Here is an 18506-nt window from a genome sequence, read left to right on the forward strand (position 1 = left end):
ATCCTCGACAACCGGGAGTAGCGCGCTCCGATTCGATCTGGTAAGTTCGCCCGCTTGCAGCCGCAGGGCCGGCAGGTGTCGGCGATGGATCTTAACCTGTGTAATGGCTTAGAAGAGTGAGAGGCGGTCCGTTCATGCCCACCGAAGAAAAGCAAAAGAGCACCCCGGCAATCAGTGGTTTCGAACCCTACGTCGCGACGAAGGGTGAGGAATACATGGGCGACCCCATGCGCAAGCACTTCACCAAGATCCTGTCCAAGTGGAAACAGGAGTTGATGGTAGAAGTTGACCGCACGGTTGTTCACATGAAGGACGAGGCGGCTAACTTCCCTGACCCTGCAGACCGTGCAAGCCAGGAAGAAGAGTTCGCGCTGGAACTGCGCGCCCGCGATCGTGAGCGCAAGTTGATCAAGAAGATCGACAAGACGCTGCAGCTGATTCAGGACAAGGAATACGGCTGGTGCGAATCGTGCGGCGTCGAGATCGGTATCAAGCGCCTTGAGGCCCGTCCAACGGCCGACATGTGCGTTGACTGCAAAAGCCTCGCTGAAATCAAGGAAAAACAGGTCGGTAAGTGATCCTGTTGATCCAGTAAAAAGGACGCCTCGGCGTCCTTTTTTGTTTCCCCGCATTGACCGGCCGAGCACCCGACGGTGTGGGCTGGAAAGCGCCCTACGGGGGCGTCGCGTTTTCCCACACTGCACGACAGGTCGTCCGGTATTTCGTACGTTTTATTTCCAGTACCATCAGCGCCCATGAAAACCCCTTCTTATATAGGGCGCTTTGCGCCGACCCCCAGCGGTTATCTGCACTTCGGCTCTCTGGTCGCAGCGCTGGCCTCCTATCTCGACGCCCGTTCGGTCGGCGGAAAATGGCTGATGCGCATGGAAGATCTCGACCCTCCCCGCGAGGTTCCGGGTGCCCAGGCGGGGATACTCCAGACGCTGGAAGCGTACGGGTTCGAATGGGACGGCGAACTGGTGAGGCAAAGCGACCGGCATGATGCTTATCAGGCGATCATCCATCAGTGGTTCAGCCATGGGCTCGCTTACGCCTGCACCTGTTCGCGCAAGCAACTGGAAGGCTACAACGGCATTTACCCGGGTTTTTGCCGGAACGCCGGGCACTCACCCGAAGACGCGGCCATCCGCATTCGGGTGCCTGAGCTGGAATACCGCTTCGAAGACCGCGCGCAGGGCGAGTTTCGGCAACATCTGGGGCGCGACGCGGGCGATTTCATCATTCGTCGCCGCGACGGCTTTTACGCCTACCAACTGGCGGTGGTCCTCGACGACGGCTGGCAGGGCGTGACCGACATCGTACGCGGCGCTGATCTGCTCGACTCCACGCCACGTCAGCTGTACCTGCAGGAACTGCTGGGCCTGCCGCAACCGCGCTACCTTCATGTGCCTCTGATCACCCAACCCGACGGCCATAAACTGGGCAAATCCTACCGTTCGCCACCCCTGCCGTCCGATCAGGCCACGCCGTTGCTGCTTCGAGGGCTGCGCGCGCTGGGGCAAAAGACGCCGGATGAACTGAAACACGCTACGCCCCGAGAGGTACTGGATTGGGCAATTGCCCACTGGAATGCCGATTCGATACCCCGCCTGGGCTATATCGAGGAAGCTCGAATAGACTGAGCTCGCGCAGCCGATTCACAGGGAGGCAGCACAAAGCTGGCGGAAACGTCGCTTGCAGCCCCATCGCCATCCGTTACCATGCCGCTCCGTCATCTTCTGGTCAGTCAACCTGGGAGGCCAAATGTATATTTATCGATTGGTCCTGCTGCTGGTGGTGGGTATCTACCTGTTTTCCCCGGCCATCATGGACTGGTGGATCGATGCCACCGGCGCCTGGTACCGGCCGTACATGCTGTGGCTGATCCTGATCGTAGTGACCTTCATTCTGCAGAGCCAACGAGATGCCGATGAGCTTTAGCCTGACCCAGATGATTCTGGTCAGTGCCGCCTACCTGACGGTGCTGTTCGGCGTTGCCTGGATCAGCGAACGTGGCCTGATCCCGCGCTGGATCATTCGTCACCCCCTGACCTACACGCTGTCGCTTGGCGTCTACGCCAGTGCGTGGGCGTTTTACGGCACGGTGGGGCTGGCTTACGAATACGGCTACGGTTTTCTGTCGAGTTACCTGGGCGTGTCCGGCGCTTTCCTGCTCGCCCCCGTCCTGCTCTACCCCATTCTCAAGATCACCCGCACCTACCAGCTCTCGTCACTGGCCGATCTGTTCGCCTTCCGCTTTCGCAGCACCTGGGCGGGTGCACTGACCACCATCTTCATGCTGATCGGCGTTTTGCCGTTGCTGGCACTGCAGATCCAGGCCGTTGCCGACTCCATCGGCATTCTGACCCGGGAGCCGGTGCGCAACTACGTGGCTTTTGCGTTCTGCGTGCTGATCACGCTGTTCACCATCTTCTTCGGCTCGCGCCACATCGCCACGCGGGAAAAACACGAAGGGCTGGTATTCGCCATCGCCTTCGAGTCGGTCATCAAGCTGGTCGCCATCGGCGGCATCGGTCTGTACGCGCTGTATGGCGTGTTCGATGGGCCGCAGAGCCTTGAGCAATGGCTGCTGCAAAACCAGAGCGCACTGGCGGCTTTGCACACGCCACTGCAGGAAGGCCCGTGGCGTACGCTCCTGCTGGTGTTCTTCGCCTCGGCCATCGTGATGCCGCACATGTATCACATGACCTTTACCGAAAACCTCAATCCGCGCTCGCTGGTCAGCGCCAGTTGGGGTCTGCCACTGTTTCTGCTGCTGATGAGCCTGGCGGTACCCCTGGTGCTGTGGGCCGGTTTGAAACTGGGCGCCACCACCAGCCCTGAATATTTCACTTTGGGTATTGGCATCGCCGCCCACAGCAAGACCCTGGCCTTGCTCGGCTATATCGGCGGGCTTTCTGCGGCGAGCGGGCTGATCATCGTCACCACCCTGGCGCTGTCCGGCATGGCGCTGAACCACCTGGTGCTGCCGCTTTACCAGCCGCCTGCCGAAGGCAATATCTATCGCTGGCTGAAATGGACCCGTCGCGGGCTGATTGTCGCGATCATCATGGCCGGCTTTGGCTTTTATCTGTTGCTCGGCGCCAAGCAGAATCTGGCGAATCTGGGCATCGTCGCGTTCGTTGCGACATTGCAGTTCCTTCCCGGCGTGCTATCGGTGCTGTACTGGCCGGCGGCTAACCGACGCGGCTTCATGGCTGGCCTCATTGCCGGCATCGCGGTCTGGACCATCAGCATGTTGCTGCCGCTGATCGGCGACTTCCAGGGGTTCTACATCCCGCTGCTGAACATGATTTACGTGCTGGATGACACCAGCTGGCACATGGCAGCGATCGCTTCCCTGGCGGCCAACGTGCTGGTGTTCACCCTGATTTCGCTGTTCAGCAATCCCAGTCCCGAAGAGGCGAGTGCGGCCGAGGCCTGCGCGGTGGACAACGTTCGCCGCCCACAGCGTCGCGAGCTTCATGCCGCTTCACCCCAGGAGTTCGCCACTCAACTGGCCAAACCCCTGGGCGCGAAAGCTGCGCAGAAGGAAGTCGAACAGGCGCTGCGGGACCTTTATCTGCCGTTCGACGAGCGCCGGCCTTACGCACTGCGGCGTTTGCGCGACCGTATCGAAGCCAACCTTTCAGGGCTGATGGGGCCAAGTGTGGCGCAGGATATGGTTGAGACGTTTCTGCCTTACAAGTCCGGCAGTGAGAACTATGTCACCGAGGATATTCACTTCATCGAAAGCCGCCTTGAGGATTACCACTCCCGCCTCACCGGCCTGGCTGCCGAGCTCGACGCCCTGCGCCGTTATCACCGCCAGACCCTGCAAGAGTTGCCGATGGGCGTGTGTTCCCTAGCCAAGGATCAGGAGATCCTGATGTGGAACAAAGCCATGGAGGAGCTGACCGGTATCGGCGCTCAGCGCGTTGTCGGGTCACGGCTCGAAACCATCGTTGATCCCTGGAAGCAGCTGCTGCTGGGGTTCATCAATGTCCCGGACGAGCACTTGCATAAGCAGCGCCTAGGCCTCGACGGTCAGACTCGCTGGCTCAACCTGCACAAGGCGGCCATTGATGAGCCGCTTGCGCCGGGCAACAGCGGGCTGGTGATTCTGGTCGAAGACCTGACTGATACGCAGATGCTGGAAGACAAACTGGTGCACTCCGAGCGTCTTGCGAGCATTGGTCGACTGGCTGCCGGGGTTGCCCACGAAATCGGCAACCCGATCACCGGCATCGCCTGCCTGGCGCAGAACCTGCGCGAAGAACGCGAAGAAGACGCCGAGTTGACGGAAATCAGCAGCCAGATCATCGAGCAGACCAAACGCGTTTCCCGCATCGTGCAGTCGCTGATGAGCTTCGCCCATGCGGGCGGACATCAACACGCCGACGAACCGGTGTGCCTGGCAGAGGTGGCGCAGGATGCCATTGGTCTGCTGGCGTTGAACCGGCGCAATTTCGAAGTGCAGTTCTATAACCTGTGCAACCCGAACCACTGGGTGGACGGCGATCCACAGCGGCTCGCACAGGTGTTGATCAACCTGCTGTCAAACGCCCGCGACGCATCGCCCGCCGGCAGTGCGGTACGGGTGAAAAGCGAGGCTTCCGAACACACGGTCGACCTGATCGTGGAAGACGAAGGCAGCGGCATTCCGAAAGCCATCATGGACCGCTTGTTCGAACCTTTCTTCACCACCAAGGATCCGGGCGAAGGAACAGGACTGGGGCTCGCGCTGGTCTATTCCATCGTTGAAGAGCATTATGGACAAATCACCATCGACAGCCCGGCTGACCCCGAGCACCAACGCGGAACCCGAATTCGGGTGACCTTACCGCGACATGTCGAAGCGACGTCCGCCGTGAACTGAGACCGTCGAGAGAACCGAATCAATGCCTCACATTTTGATCGTGGAAGACGAAACCATCATCCGCTCCGCCCTGCGTCGACTGTTGGAACGTAATCAGTACCAGGTCAGCGAAGCCGGATCCGTGCAGGAAGCTCAGGAACGTTTCAGCATCCCTTCGTTTGACCTGATCGTCAGCGATTTACGTCTGCCCGGCGCGCCCGGCACAGAGCTGATCAAGCTCGGCCAGGGCAAGCCGGTGCTGATCATGACCAGTTACGCCAGCCTGCGCTCGGCCGTGGATTCGATGAAAATGGGCGCGGTGGATTACATCGCCAAACCTTTCGACCACGACGAAATGCTTCAGGCCGTCTCACGCATTCTTCGTGATCGCCAGACGCTGCAAAGCATGCAGGCCGAACGCGCCGCCACCGCAAAAACGGCGACGGGCGACAAGTCCGGTCCGGACAACAGCAATGGTGAGATCGGCATCATCGGCTCCTGCCCGCCGATGCAGGACATGTACAGCAAGATCCGCAAAGTCGCGCCAACCGACTCCAACGTGCTGATTCAGGGAGAGTCCGGTACGGGCAAGGAACTGGTGGCCCGCGCGCTGCATAACCTTTCCCGTCGCGCCAAGGCCCCGATGATTTCGGTCAACTGTGCGGCGATCCCTGAATCCCTTATCGAATCCGAACTGTTCGGCCACGAAAAAGGCGCCTTCACCGGTGCCAGCGCCGGGCGTGCCGGTCTGGTCGAAGCGGCGGACGGCGGCACTCTCTTCCTCGATGAGATCGGCGAGCTGCCCTTGGAAGCTCAGGCGAGGCTCCTGCGCGTCCTGCAGGAAGGCGAAATTCGCCGCGTGGGCTCGGTGCAGTCGCAGAAAGTCGACGTGCGCCTGATTGCAGCGACTCACCGAGACCTCAAGAGCCTGGCCAAAGTTGGCCAGTTCCGCGAGGACTTGTACTACCGCCTTCACGTGATCGCGCTGAAGCTGCCCGCATTGCGTGAACGCGGTGCGGACGTCAACGAGATCGCCAATGCGTTTCTGGCGCGGCAAAGCCTCAAGGCCGGCCGCAACGACCTGCGTTTTGCACCGGACGCCGAGCAGGCGATTCGGCACTATTCGTGGCCAGGCAACGTGCGGGAGCTGGAGAATGCGGTCGAGCGCGCAGTGATCCTGTGCGAAAGCCCGGACATTTCCGCGGAGCTGTTGGGCATCGATATCGAGCTGAGCGATCTCGACGTCAACGAGTTCATCGGCCTTGCCCCGCAAACGTCTGGCTCGTCGAGTTCCACCGCCGGCGAGCCAACCGAGGACTTGTCGCTGGAGGACTATTTTCAGCACTTCGTCCTGGAGCATCAGGACCACATGACTGAAACCGAGCTGGCCCGCAAGCTGGGCGTCAGCCGCAAGTGCCTGTGGGAGCGTCGCCAACGCCTGGGCATCCCCCGGCGCAAGACCGGAGTGGCCAGCGAAACGTGAGTCCGTCCCTGCGCGGGCTCTGGCACGCGGGTTACGGGGGATGTGAAAAAACTGTTACCTCAAAAACGGTGGCGTAACAAAACCGGGGCATACGGTAACGAACCCCCGGTTTTTTTTCGCCTGCGCAAAATAGCGTCAATTTGCCACACCCTTGAATTCAAAGGCCTGCAGCTCGTTTTGCAAAAGTTGGCACAGGTACTGCTATGGGTATTCGTACAAGAACAACAAAAATCAGTCACCTGAAACACCAACATAATAAAAACAAGACGAATCGACTCACGCATAACAAGAACAACACGGCGGAGGCGCAGCTAACTGATTCTTTTGGAGAGGCGTTGCATTTGGGACTTGTCCCGCAACCAGGCCGAGAACAACAAAAACTACCCTTAGGTAGAGCCTGAACTGGTTGGATCGATAGATCACTGCCGCACAGCGACCAAAGCAATCCGTTTGCTCTTGACTCCCGATTGGGAGGTTTCACAGGCGAAAGCCGTGAATTGGGCGGTCAACAAAAATAAAAAGCCCATCAGACAATAAAAATAAGAGCACGCACTATGGGGGAGCTTCGGCTCCCCCAGTAGCATCTGCACTAAACACTCTCCCCGCTCGACAACCCGCGCGACGCAGCGCATTCAGTACCCGCACGCACCCATCGCGCTGCCTCCTACACCATCCCCCGACTAAATGCTAGAATCCCCGCCCATCGTGCGGTCACTCTTCGAAATTGGCCGAATATTCCTTCAAACAGTGCCCCCCATGCTGAAGAAGCTGTTCCAGTCATTCCGTTCCCCACTGCGCAAGCCGCAGCAACATGTGCGCACAACGCCTGAAGTGCTGAGCAGCAGCCAGCATTCGTTGCAACGCAATCAATTCAGCCGCTATGCGGTGAACATCGTCGAGCGCCTGCAGACCGCTGGCTACCAGGCCTATCTGGTCGGCGGTTGCGTCCGAGACATGATGCTCGGCATCACGCCAAAGGATTTCGACGTCGCCACCAGTGCCACGCCCGAGCAGATCCGCGCCGAGTTTCGCAACGCCCGTATCATCGGCCGCCGCTTCAAATTGGTTCATATCCATTTCGGCCGTGAAATCATTGAAGTCGCGACGTTCCGCGCCAATCACCCGATCGACGACGAAGATGAAGACAGTAACCAGTCTTCACGCAACGAGAGCGGGCGCATTCTGCGTGACAACGTCTACGGCACCCTCGAAGACGACGCCCAGCGTCGCGACTTCACGATCAACGCCCTGTATTACGATCCGGTCACCGAGCGCGTCCTCGATTACGCCAATGGTGTGCACGACATCCGCAATCGCCTGATTCGTCTGATCGGTGATCCGCAGCAGCGTTACAAGGAAGACCCGGTGCGCATGCTGCGGGCCGTGCGTTTCGCCGCCAAGCTGGATTTCGGTATCGAGAAGCACAGCGCCACGCCTATCCGCCCGCTGGCGCCCATGCTGCGCGACATCCCTTCGGCGCGTCTGTTTGAAGAAGTCCTGAAGCTGTTCCTCTCGGGTTACGCCGAAGCGACGTTCGAGATGCTCGTCGATCTCGAATTGTTCGAGCCCCTGTTTCCGGCCAGCTCCAAAGCGCTCGAATACAATCCGACCTATACCCACACGCTGATCAGCGAAGCGCTGGCCAACACCGATCTGCGCATCAAGCAGAACAAACCGGTCACTCCGGCGTTCCTGTTTGCCGCATTGCTGTGGCCTGCTCTGCCCGCCCGCGTGCTGCGTCTGCAAGAGCGCGGCATGCCGCCGATCCCGGCCATGCAGGAAGCGGCCCACGAACTGATCACCGAACAGTGCCAGCGGATCGCGATTCCGAAACGCTTCACCATGCCGATCCGCGAGATCTGGGACATGCAGGAACGTCTGCCCCGCCGTTCGGGCAAACGCGCCGACCTGCTGCTGGAAAACCCGCGCTTCCGTGCCGGCTACGATTTTCTGTTGCTGCGTGAACTGGCCGGCGAAGAAACCGACGGGCTGGGTGAATGGTGGACGGATTATCAAGACGCCAACGACTCCGAACGCCGCGACATGATTCGTGACCTGGGCAGCAAGCCAGACGCTACCGGCCAGGCTCCGCGCAAACGCCGTCGCAGCAGCAGCGGCAAGCGCAAACGCGCCGGCGTCGACGGGGCGGAATAACACCCGATGATCGAGCGCGTTTACATCGGCCTGGGTAGCAACCTGGCCGACCCTGCCGAACAGTTGCGAGAAGCGATCAAGGCTATGGGCCTGTTACCGCAGAGCAGTCTGTCAGGCGTTTCCTCCTTTTATGTCAGCGACTCGCTGTTGCCGGGTCAGCCGCGTTACACCAATGCGGTCGCGGCGCTCGACACGTCGCTCCCCCCTCTCACGCTGCTTGATGCCTTGCAGGGCATCGAAAACGATCAGGGCCGCGAACGCCTCGAACGCTGGGGGCCGCGCACGCTGGACCTCGACATCTTGCTGTTCGGCGATCGCCTCATCGATGAGCCGCGCCTGAAGGTGCCTCACTATCAGATGCAGGTGCGCGCGTTTGTGCTGTACCCACTGGCCGAGCTGGCGCCGGGGATCACCTTCGCCGATGGCCGCGCGCTGAATGATTTGCTTGCCCAGTGCCCGTTCGAAGGCCTGGAGCGATTGCCGAGCTGACGCCTTTCTGCAGGTACGTTCAAACCGGTAACACCCGGAATTGACTTCCCGCCCCCTCCTCACGAAGATAAGCGTCCCAAAGCCGGGCGACCGGCCACAAGGCGCGGATCAGGCCGTTGCAAACATCGCGAAACGACGATGTGCCTGCCTCCCAAGATGAATCACGCGTTGCTCGCCGCAGTATTCACAGCGCCTGAATGAGGACTTTCCATGCCCGATATCACCGTTACGTCCCTGCTGGCTCTGAAGCAAAAAGGTGAAAAAATCACCATGCTGACCTGCTACGATGCGACTTTTGCCCACACCGCCAGCCAGGCCGGCGTGGAAGTGCTGCTGGTCGGCGACTCGCTGGGTATGGTCCTTCAGGGCCACGACAGCACGCTGCCCGTCACCACCGCTGAAATGGCGTACCACGTGGCCGGCGTCAAACGCGGCAACCAGGGCGCGCTGATTCTGGTGGATCTGCCGTTCATGTCCTACGCCACCCCCGAGCAGACCTTTGCCAACAGCGCCACGCTGATGCAAGCGGGTGCGCACATGGTCAAGATCGAAGGCGCGGCGTGGCTTGCCGACTCGATCCGGCTGTTGGCCGAGCGCGGCGTTCCGGTGTGTGCGCACATGGGCCTTACGCCTCAAGCGGTCAACGTGCTGGGCGGCTATAAAGTGCAGGGTCGTCTGGAGTCGCAGGCGCGGCAAATGAGGGCCGACGCGATTACCCTTGAGCAGGCCGGCGCCGCGATGATTCTGCTGGAATGCGTGCCGAGCGAACTGGCTCAGGAAATCACCCACGCCGTGAAGATTCCGGTGATCGGTATTGGCGCCGGCAGCGCCACAGACGGTCAGGTGCTGGTGCTTCATGACATGCTGGGGCTGTCGATCACCGGCCGCGTGCCCAAGTTCGTGAAGAATTTCATGGCCGGTCAGCCGGACATTCAGTCAGCGATTGGCGCGTATGTCAGCGCGGTCAAGGACGTCAGCTTCCCCGCTCCAGAACACGGATTCTCGGCATGAACACAGTTAAAACCGTTCGCGAGTTGCGCGCCGTCGTTGCCCGCGCACGCAGCGAAGGCAAGCGCATCGCCCTGGTGCCCACCATGGGCAACCTGCACAGCGGCCATATCGCCCTGGTCACTAAAGCCGTTCAACGGGCTGATTTCGTGATCGCCAGCATCTTCGTCAACCCGCTTCAATTTGGTCCCACCGAAGACCTTGCGTCGTACCCGCGCACTCTCGCCGCCGATCAGGAGCAATTGCTTCAGGCCGGTTGCCACCTGCTGTTCACGCCGACGGTCGAAGAAATGTACCCCCATGGCATGGGTGATCAGACCATCGTGCGTGTGCCGGTGGTGTCCGAAGGACTGTGTGGCGGCAGCCGTCCCGGTCACTTCGACGGCGTTTCGACGGTGGTCAGCAAGCTGTTCAACATGGTGCAGCCGGACATCGCGATTTTCGGTCAGAAGGATTTCCAGCAACTGGCCGTCGTCAATGCGCTGGTGCGTGACCTGAACATGCCCATTCAAATCATCGGCGAACCCACCGTGCGTGCCGCCGATGGCCTGGCCCTGTCGTCGCGCAATGGCTACCTGACTGAAGACCAGCGCGCTGCAGCGCCTGCGTTGTACCGCGTGATCAAACAGATCGGCACGGCATTGCAGAATGGCGAACAGGATCATCAGCAGTTGATCGGCGATGGCGTCAAAGCCCTGGAAGCCGCGGGCTTCCGTCCTGATTACCTGGAGATTCGCAACGCAGTCAGCCTGCGTCCTGCGACCCCGGATGATCATGATCTGGTGGTGCTGGGCGCGGCGTTCATGGGCAAGACGCGCCTGATCGACAACCTGCATCTGGTCAGGGAATAACCTGCCCGCCCGGCTGAAGAACGCATCCGGTCACGTGTAAAGCAAAAGTCACGTGATCGGATGACCATCTACGCCTATGCTCACTGCGCGAAACCGAGTGTGAAGCGCAGGCCTCGGCCTTTGCAGGGCCTTGGCGATGAACTTAGCCACACCCGCAATGCCATACCGATACAGTTCGTGTCAGACCAGCATTTCTACTCCGTGAGAAAAAGTACCGAGCAAAGGTAAAGCAAGGCGCAGACATCGGCGTTGCCGGGGACTAGTCTCTGATGCGTCCACGAATTCATGTCCAATCCTGCTTTTCAGTGTCCAAAAGGCAGTTCAAGTACAAGGAAACCCGCAGCGATGGCGTACTACCGCACTCCTCATGACGTCACTACCCTGCCCGCCTGGCAGGCGCTCAAAGATCACCGCCAAGCGATGCAAAATTTCAGCATGCGCGAAGCATTCAACGCAGACCCCAAGCGTTTCGACGAATTCACGCTCAGCAGTGCCGGTCTGTTTCTCGACTACTCGAAGAACCTGATCACCGCCGAGACCCGTCAGTTGCTGGTCAATCTGGCCAATGAAGTTGGCCTGAAAGACGCCATCAAGGCGCAGTACGACGGCGAGCTGGTCAACGCTTCGGAAGGTCGCCCTGCGCTGCACACCGCCCTGCGTCGTCCGGTGGGCGACAAGCTGCTGGTCAACGGCGTCAACGTGATGCCGGAAGTGCACAAGGTGCTGAACCAGATCACTGATCTGGTCGGGCGCATCCACGACGGCCTGTGGCGCGGCTACACCGAAAAGCCGATCACCGACGTGGTCAATATCGGCATCGGCGGCTCGTTCCTGGGCCCTGAGCTGGTGTCCGAAGCGCTGCTGTCCTACGCGCAGAAAGGCGTTCGCTGCCATTATCTGGCAAACATCGACGGCACCGAGCTGCACGAGCTGACTCAGAAGCTGCGCGCCGAGACCACGTTGTTCATCGTGTCGTCCAAGACCTTCACCACCCTCGAAACCCTGAAGAACGCCACCGCCGCCCGCGCCTGGTACCTCGCCCAAGGTGGGTCCGAAGCCGAGCTGTATCGTCACTTCATCGCGGTGTCGAGCAACAACGCCGCGGCGGTTGCGTTTGGGATTCGTGAAGAAAACATCTTCCCGATGTGGGACTGGGTCGGCGGCCGTTACTCGCTGTGGTCGGCCATTGGCCTGCCTATTGCGCTGGCGATCGGCATGTCCAACTTCAAGGAGCTGTTGTCCGGCGCCTACACCATGGATCAGCATTTCCAGAACGCCGAGTTCGAAGAGAACATGCCGGTGCTGCTGGGCTTGCTGGGTATCTGGTATGGCAATTTCTGGGGCGCGCAAAGTCACGCGATCCTGCCGTACGACCATTACCTGCGCAACATCACAAAGCACCTGCAACAGCTGGACATGGAATCCAACGGCAAGAGCGTTCGCCAGGACGGCGTGCCGGTCAAAACTGACACGGGCCCGGTCATCTGGGGCGGCGTTGGTGCGAACGGCCAGCATGCATACCACCAGTTGCTGCACCAGGGCACGCAAATGATTCCGGCCGACTTCATCGTGCCGATCGTCAGCTTCAACCCGGTGTCGGACCACCACCAATGGCTGTACGCCAACTGCCTGTCCCAGAGCCAGGCTTTGATGCAGGGTAAAACCCGCCCCGAAGCCGAAGCAGAACTGCGGGCCAAGGGCGTACCGGAAGACGAAGTGCAGCGTGTTGCGCCGCACAAGGTCATTCCGGGCAACCGTCCGAGCAACACCATTGTCGTCGAGCGCATCAGCCCTCGCCGCCTTGGCGCGCTGGTCGCGATGTACGAGCATAAAGTGTTCGTGCAAAGCGTGGTGTGGGGCACGAATGCCTTCGACCAATGGGGCGTTGAACTGGGCAAGGAGCTGGGCAAAGGCGTTTACAGCCGCCTTGTCGGCACCGACGAAACTGTCGCTGAAGACGCTTCGACCCAGGGCCTGATCAACTACTTCCGCGGTCGTCACCGCGGCTGATCTGCCGTCCTGTAACACCCTCGAAACCCGCTCTCTCGCAAGAGGCAGCGGGTTTCGTGCATTTAGGCTTCTCAGTCTTCTATGTCGGGGAGCACCGTCGGGTCGAGTTGAACGGTGTGCTGCGTCGGATTGCGCACGCAGAGGAACTGATCGTCACGCGGCCCTTCCTTCGGGCCGACGCGCCGCAAGTGCATCAACGACCCGCACCAGGGGCATTGCGCAGTCAGACGATTCACCCTCAGACGCCCGGTCTTGCTGATCTCCAGATAGTGCCGGGAGCCTAAGAAATGCTCGAATTTATGCCGCCGAAGCACGGCCGACATCCCGACGGCCATGACCGCAACGATGAATGAGAACATGAACAATGTTGACCACGAGCTCTGCCCGCCCAATGGCGGCTGGAACAGGGTGAAGTACAGCCCGATCAGGCTGGCGATTCCCGTGATATACCCAAAGACAGAGACGTTGCGGCTGTCGAGGCTGCGCCCGCCAAACGCCGGATGGCGCTCAATGTGCAATTGCTCGGGTGTGAAGGTGGGGCGCTCGTTGTGACTGATGTTCACGTTGGCGCCACGAAAGTCGCCGACGCCGACGTTCAGGCTGTGGTCGCCGCTTTGATCGCCATGATTGTCGTTTGGCAAAAGGGGGGCTCCTGGGAAATGGACGCTGAAATGGCCGGCGATTGTCCCTGCCTTCACACTCGACAAAAATCAGCCGCTTCCCGGGTTTGCGTGGGAACCTGAGACACTTCCTGTCATATGTTTCCGTAGGAGCCATCCGCAGACCGGTCCAGGGATGGGGGGCGTTTGATCGCCATCGCAGCAGCATCCGGGCGACAAAGGGCTTAAATTATCATCGTCATTCATGCAACCATGCTCCCCTTGATCCGGCTGCCCGCGCTGTTTTCTTCACCTTTTCAAGCCCGGGCCGGCGCCGCGTCGCACACCACAGAGGATTAGCCCCATGCAAGACGTCGTAATCGTTGCCGCCACCCGCACTGCGGTGGGCAGTTTCCAGGGTTCGCTGGCGCATATTCCTGCAGTGGATCTCGGCGCTACCGTTATCCGTCAACTGCTGGCGCAGACCGGTCTGGACGGTGCGCAAGTCGATGAGGTGATCATGGGCCAGGTGCTGACGGCGGGTGCCGGGCAGAATCCTGCACGTCAGGCTGCGATCAAGGCGGGCTTGCCGTTCACAGTGCCCGCCATGACGCTGAACAAGGTCTGTGGCTCGGGCCTCAAGGCGCTGCATCTGGGGGCCCAGGCGATTCGTTGCGGTGACGCGGAGGTGATCATCGCTGGCGGACAGGAAAACATGAGCCTGTCGAACTATGTGATGCCGGGCGCGCGGACCGGTCTGCGCATGGGCCACGCGACGATGGTCGACACGATGATCAGCGACGGTCTGTGGGACGCTTTCAACGATTACCACATGGGCATCACTGCCGAGAACCTGGCCGAGAAGTACGATATCAGCCGTGAGGCGCAGGATGCGTTTGCTGCTGCGTCGCAACAGAAAGCCGCGGCGGCCATCGAGGCTGGGCGCTTCGTGGCTGAAATCACCCCGGTCCTGATTCCTCAGCGCAAAGGCGATCCGCTCTCTTTCAGCATCGACGAGCAGCCACGTGCGGGGACCACTGCTGAATCACTGGGCAAGCTCAAGCCGGCGTTCAAAAAGGACGGCTCGGTCACGGCAGGCAATGCGTCATCGCTGAACGACGGTGCGGCGGCGGTCATTCTGATGAGCGCCCGCAAAGCGGAAGAACTGGGCTTGCCGGTGCTGGCGCGGATTGCGGCTTACTCGAACGCGGGTGTTGACCCGGCGATCATGGGCATCGGCCCGGTGAGCGCAACCCGCCGCTGCCTGGACAAGGCGGGTTGGTCGCTGGAGGAGCTCGATCTGATCGAAGCCAACGAAGCCTTCGCCGCCCAGTCATTGTCGGTTGGCAAGGAACTGGGCTGGGACATGGACAAGGTCAACGTCAACGGCGGCGCCATCGCCATCGGCCACCCGATCGGCGCGTCGGGCTGCCGCGTGCTGGTGACCCTGCTGCACGAAATGATCAAGCGCGACGCGAAGAAAGGCCTGGCGACGCTGTGCATTGGTGGCGGACAAGGCGTGGCGCTGGCGTTGGCCCGGCCATAACAGCCTGGCCGAGACGCAAGTGTAGGACCAGTCCCACTAAACGCCGCGGTCAGTCAGTGGGACCGGCTTCAGCCGGGAAGAGGCCGGCGTGAACACCCTCAGTTTCCAAGTGCTACGCCGAACGCATTCCCGGCTAAAGCCGGTCCCACTAAAAACACGCGGTCAGAGTAGGACCGGCTTCAGCCGGGAAGAGGCCAGTTCGAACACCCTCACTTTCGCGGTGTGACGCCGGACGCATTCCCGGCTAAAGCCGGTCCCACTAAAAGCACGCGGTCAGTCAATGGGGCCTGCGTCACATGGAAATCACTGCCAGCCAAACCTGCGGACATAGAACCCCTTCACCGCCTGGGTCAGCGCCACGTACCCGATCAGGATCAGCGGCAGGATGGCGAAGTACAGCGGGGGCAGTGCCTGCAGTTTGAAGTAGTGCGCCAACGGGCCCATCGGGAGGAAGATGCCCACGGCCATGATCACCCCGGTCATCACCATCAACGGCATCGCTGCGCGGCTTTGCAGGAACGGGATTTTCGGCGTGCGGATCATGTGCACGATCAGCGTTTGCGTCAGCAGGCCCACGACAAACCAGCCCGACTGAAACAGCGTCTGATGCTCTGGCGTGTTGGCGCCGAACACGTACCACATCACCGCAAACGTGGTGATGTCGAAGATCGAACTGATCGGTCCGAAAAACAGCATGAAGCGTCCTACATCCGCAGGCTGCCAGCGCTGAGGTTTTTTCAGCAGTTCCTCATCGACGTTATCGAACGGAATGGCAATCTGGGAAATGTCGTACAGCAGGTTCTGCACCAGCAGGTGCATCGGCAGCATCGGCAGAAACGGGATGAATGCACTGGCGACCAGCACCGAGAACACGTTGCCGAAGTTGGAACTGGCCGTCATTTTGATGTACTTGAGCATGTTGGCGAAGGTCCGGCGCCCTTCCAGCACCCCCTCCTCCAGCACCATCAGGCTCTTCTCCAGCAGAATGATGTCGGCCGCTTCCTTGGCGATGTCCACCGCGGTGTCCACGGAAATGCCAATGTCGGCCGTGCGCAGCGCAGGCGCGTCGTTAATGCCGTCACCCATGAAACCCACCACGTGCCCGTTGGCCTTGAGCAGCCGAACGATGCGCTCCTTGTGGGAAGGCGTCAGCTTGGCGAACACATTGGTCGTTTCGACCGCGACCGCCAGCTCAGCGTCGCTCATGCGCTCGATATCACCACCCAGCAGCAGGCCCTGACGCTCCAGACCGACTTCGCGGCAGATCTTCGCGGTGACGCGCTCGTTGTCGCCGGTCAGCACTTTCACCGCCACGCCATGCTCGGCCAGCGCTTTAAGCGCCGGCGCCGTGCTTTCCTTCGGTGGATCGAGAAACGCGACATAGCCGATCAGGGTCAGGTCGCTTTCGTCAGCCAGGCCGTAGGTGTCGCGGCCCGCCTCCATAGGACGCGCGGCCACAGCCACCACGCGCAGGCCTTCTTCGTTGAACGCTGCGGTGACGCTCAGAATACGCTCGAGCAGGTCAGGCGTGAGCGCTTCTTCGGCATCGCCGTGGCGCACGCGGTTGCACACGCTCAGCACTTCTTCCAGCGCGCCTTTGCAGATCAACAGATGCGGTTCGCGCTGCTGTTGCACCACCACCGACATGCGCCGGCGATTGAAGTCGAACGGGACCTCATCGACTTTGCTGAACGCAGTGCCGACTTGCAGCTCGCGGTGAATCTCGACGTGCTCCAGCACCGCGACGTCCAGCAGGTTTTTCAGCCCGGTCTGGTAGTAGCTGTTGAGGTAGGCCATTTCCAGAACGTCGTCGGACTCATCGCCCCAGACGTCGACATGCCGTGCCAGAAAAATCTTGTCCTGGGTCAGCGTGCCGGTCTTGTCGGTGCACAGCACGTCCATGGCGCCGAAGTTCTGGATGGCGTCGAGGCGCTTGACGATGACTTTCTTGCGCGACAGGAACACCGCGCCCTTGGCCAGCGTCGAGGTGACGATCATCGGCAGCATTTCCGGGGTCAGGCCGACCGCGATGGACAGCGCGAACAGCAGCGCTTCCATCCAGTCGCCCTTGGTGAAGCCGTTGATGAACAGCACCAGCGGCGCCATCACGAACATGAAGCGGATCAGCAGCCAGCTGACTTTATTGACCCCGGCCTGAAACGAGGTCGGCGCACGATCGGTGGCGCTGACCCGCTGCGCCAGTGCGCCGAAATAGGTGTTGTTGCCGGTGGCCAGAATGACGCCGGTCGCCGCGCCGGACACCACGTTGGTGCCCATGAACAGAATGTTTTCCAGGTCCAGCGGGTTACCCGTGTCGACGTCCTGACGCCGCGCGAATTTCTCCACCGGCATGGATTCGCCGGTCATCGCGGCCTGGCTGACGAACAGGTCCTTGGCGCTCAGCACGCGGCAGTCCGCAGGGATCATGTCGCCGGCAGACAGCACGATGAGGTCGCCCGGTACCAGTTGCTTGATCGGCAGTTCGATTCGTTTTTGCGTTGCGTTATCGGCAGCGTCGAACGTGCTGTCGGCGCGGCGCATGACAGTCGCGGTGTTGCTGACCATCGCTTTCAGCGCGTCGGCGGCCTGATTGGAGCGCGCCTCCTGCCAGAAACGCAGCAGTGTGGAGAGCACGACCATGGAGAAAATCACCGTGGCGGCTTTCATGTCTTCGGTCAGCCACGAGATGAACGCCAGCAGGGTCAGCAGCAGGTTGAACGGGTTTTTGTAGCAGTGCCACAGGTGCACCCACCATGGCAGGGGCTGTTCGTGCTCGACTTCGTTGAAACCGTGTTGCTCGCGCAGGCTTTGCGCGTCGGTTTCGGTGAGACCGTCGGCGTGGCTGCTCAGGCGTGCGAGCAATTCAGGCACATCGCTGCTGGCGCCCCGGGTCAGGGTTTGCGCCAGGGTGGGCGGCACTTCGCGGCTGACGGTGGCGTCGGTCACGCTGTCGAGCGTCGCCAGCCGACGAAAGTGCCGGCCGAGTTTGCGGGTGCGGACGAAGTCTGCGAGGAATTCTTTCAGGAGGGTGTACTTCATGGTTATGTCCCCTGGACTGAAGGCTGCTGGAGCTGAAAGCACAGGAACCTTGAGCGGGTACGGCCGACCTCAGGCGCCGCGCTCGTTCATGAGCAGGCGCCGCAGGCTGGCCCGCGCAGCAAAAGCCGCGCGCGTCCGATGCGCAGACGAACGACAGACGCGTCGGTCATCACGCAGGATTGGGCGTCAGGGAAAGGACAGGAAAGCGGGCTCTGATCAGAGACCGCTGGCACTGCCGCATCTCACGTTGTCGGCGAGATAGCGGCAGTGAAAAGACTGCGCGTTATCGTGCCGAGGATTGGCCGGTCGTCATCACCGGCTGACGTCTGTCACTCGAACAAGTACCCACTGTGGGTCTCCGCATTGGTTGAAAACGGGCGAAGCATACGCCCGGGTTTTATGAGAGTAAATCGCCAGCACGAAGGGTGTGGGGGTTAATGCGGATGTCTTCAGGGGAGGTTCAGGAAGG

At 60.7% G+C, this 18506-nt stretch carries 13 protein-coding genes; 11 read left to right on the forward strand and 2 right to left on the reverse strand.

The window, feature by feature from the left end:
• Window positions 1-134: 134 nt before the first annotated feature.
• The 10 genes from dksA to pgi all read left to right on the forward strand — a co-directional run bounded on the left by dksA (window position 135) and on the right by pgi (window position 12853).
• The gene (dksA, locus tag IFT47_RS17335; RefSeq protein ID WP_065988293.1) at window positions 135-578 is read left to right on the forward strand and encodes an RNA polymerase-binding protein DksA; all 444 of its coding nucleotides are present in this window, start codon (window positions 135-137) and stop codon (window positions 576-578) included.
• 177 nt (window positions 579-755) lie between these two features.
• Window positions 756-1643, forward strand: coding sequence for a tRNA glutamyl-Q(34) synthetase GluQRS (gluQRS, locus tag IFT47_RS17340; RefSeq protein WP_192174613.1), 888 nt, complete (start codon window positions 756-758; stop codon window positions 1641-1643).
• 121 nt (window positions 1644-1764) lie between these two features.
• Complete coding sequence (locus IFT47_RS17345) at window positions 1765-1941, forward strand: hypothetical protein (RefSeq protein ID WP_002552060.1); 177 nt, start codon at window positions 1765-1767, stop codon at window positions 1939-1941.
• Entirely contained in the window at window positions 1925-4879 is a 2955-nt protein-coding gene (locus IFT47_RS17350; RefSeq protein ID WP_192174612.1) for a sensor histidine kinase, read from the forward strand. Before IFT47_RS17345 ends, IFT47_RS17350 begins: the two co-directional genes overlap by 17 nt.
• 22 nt (window positions 4880-4901) lie before the next feature.
• The gene (locus tag IFT47_RS17355) at window positions 4902-6341 is read left to right on the forward strand and encodes a sigma-54-dependent transcriptional regulator (protein ID WP_133776134.1); all 1440 of its coding nucleotides are present in this window, start codon (window positions 4902-4904) and stop codon (window positions 6339-6341) included.
• A gap of 756 nt (window positions 6342-7097) precedes the next feature.
• Window positions 7098-8495, forward strand: a complete 1398-nt coding sequence (locus tag IFT47_RS17360; RefSeq protein WP_192174611.1) for a polynucleotide adenylyltransferase PcnB — start codon at window positions 7098-7100, stop codon at window positions 8493-8495.
• Window positions 8496-8501: 6 nt separating this feature from the next.
• A complete protein-coding gene (gene folK, locus IFT47_RS17365; protein WP_192174610.1) occupies window positions 8502-8984 on the forward strand; it encodes a 2-amino-4-hydroxy-6-hydroxymethyldihydropteridine diphosphokinase in 483 nt (160 codons plus the stop codon).
• Window positions 8985-9194: 210 nt separating this feature from the next.
• Entirely contained in the window at window positions 9195-9995 is an 801-nt protein-coding gene (gene panB, locus IFT47_RS17370; RefSeq protein ID WP_192174609.1) for a 3-methyl-2-oxobutanoate hydroxymethyltransferase, read from the forward strand.
• Window positions 9992-10843, forward strand: coding sequence for a pantoate--beta-alanine ligase (gene panC, locus IFT47_RS17375; RefSeq protein WP_192174608.1), 852 nt, complete (start codon window positions 9992-9994; stop codon window positions 10841-10843). Before panB ends, panC begins: the two co-directional genes overlap by 4 nt.
• 345 nt (window positions 10844-11188) lie before the next feature.
• Window positions 11189-12853, forward strand: a complete 1665-nt coding sequence (pgi, locus tag IFT47_RS17380; protein ID WP_192174607.1) for a glucose-6-phosphate isomerase — start codon at window positions 11189-11191, stop codon at window positions 12851-12853.
• A 71-nt stretch (window positions 12854-12924) separates the two neighbouring features.
• Here pgi and IFT47_RS17385 read toward each other — a convergent pair whose 3' ends face one another.
• On the reverse strand, window positions 12925-13494 hold the full coding sequence (locus IFT47_RS17385; RefSeq protein ID WP_192174606.1) for a hypothetical protein: 570 nt from the start codon (window positions 13492-13494) through the stop codon (window positions 12925-12927).
• Window positions 13495-13816: 322 nt separating this feature from the next.
• Between IFT47_RS17385 and IFT47_RS17390 the strand changes: the two genes are divergently transcribed.
• Window positions 13817-14998, forward strand: coding sequence for an acetyl-CoA C-acetyltransferase (locus IFT47_RS17390; protein ID WP_192174605.1), 1182 nt, complete (start codon window positions 13817-13819; stop codon window positions 14996-14998).
• Between the two features lie 303 nt (window positions 14999-15301).
• Here IFT47_RS17390 and mgtA read toward each other — a convergent pair whose 3' ends face one another.
• A complete protein-coding gene (gene mgtA / locus IFT47_RS17395; RefSeq protein ID WP_192174604.1) occupies window positions 15302-18037 on the reverse strand; it encodes a magnesium-translocating P-type ATPase in 2736 nt (911 codons plus the stop codon).
• Between the last annotated feature and the right edge of the window lie 469 nt (window positions 18038-18506).

It is taken from the genome of Pseudomonas sp. CFBP 13711 (assembly GCF_014842265.1).
Classification (GTDB): domain Bacteria; phylum Pseudomonadota; class Gammaproteobacteria; order Pseudomonadales; family Pseudomonadaceae; genus Aquipseudomonas.

Bases quoted from the DNA above. Each gene is read 5' to 3' on its own strand.
- dksA (WP_065988293.1), top strand. From the start codon at position 135: ATGCCCACCGAAGAAAAGCAAAAGAGCACCCCGGCAATCAGTGGTTTC.
- gluQRS (WP_192174613.1), top strand. From the start codon at position 756: ATGAAAACCCCTTCTTATATAGGGCGCTTTGCGCCGACCCCCAGCGGT.
- IFT47_RS17345 (WP_002552060.1), top strand. From the start codon at position 1,765: ATGTATATTTATCGATTGGTCCTGCTGCTGGTGGTGGGTATCTACCTG.
- IFT47_RS17350 (WP_192174612.1), top strand. From the start codon at position 1,925: ATGCCGATGAGCTTTAGCCTGACCCAGATGATTCTGGTCAGTGCCGCC.
- IFT47_RS17355 (WP_133776134.1), top strand. From the start codon at position 4,902: ATGCCTCACATTTTGATCGTGGAAGACGAAACCATCATCCGCTCCGCC.
- IFT47_RS17360 (WP_192174611.1), top strand. From the start codon at position 7,098: ATGCTGAAGAAGCTGTTCCAGTCATTCCGTTCCCCACTGCGCAAGCCG.
- folK (WP_192174610.1), top strand. From the start codon at position 8,502: ATGATCGAGCGCGTTTACATCGGCCTGGGTAGCAACCTGGCCGACCCT.
- panB (WP_192174609.1), top strand. From the start codon at position 9,195: ATGCCCGATATCACCGTTACGTCCCTGCTGGCTCTGAAGCAAAAAGGT.
- panC (WP_192174608.1), top strand. From the start codon at position 9,992: ATGAACACAGTTAAAACCGTTCGCGAGTTGCGCGCCGTCGTTGCCCGC.
- pgi (WP_192174607.1), top strand. From the start codon at position 11,189: ATGGCGTACTACCGCACTCCTCATGACGTCACTACCCTGCCCGCCTGG.
- IFT47_RS17390 (WP_192174605.1), top strand. From the start codon at position 13,817: ATGCAAGACGTCGTAATCGTTGCCGCCACCCGCACTGCGGTGGGCAGT.
- mgtA (WP_192174604.1), bottom strand. From the start codon at position 18,037: ATGAAGTACACCCTCCTGAAAGAATTCCTCGCAGACTTCGTCCGCACC.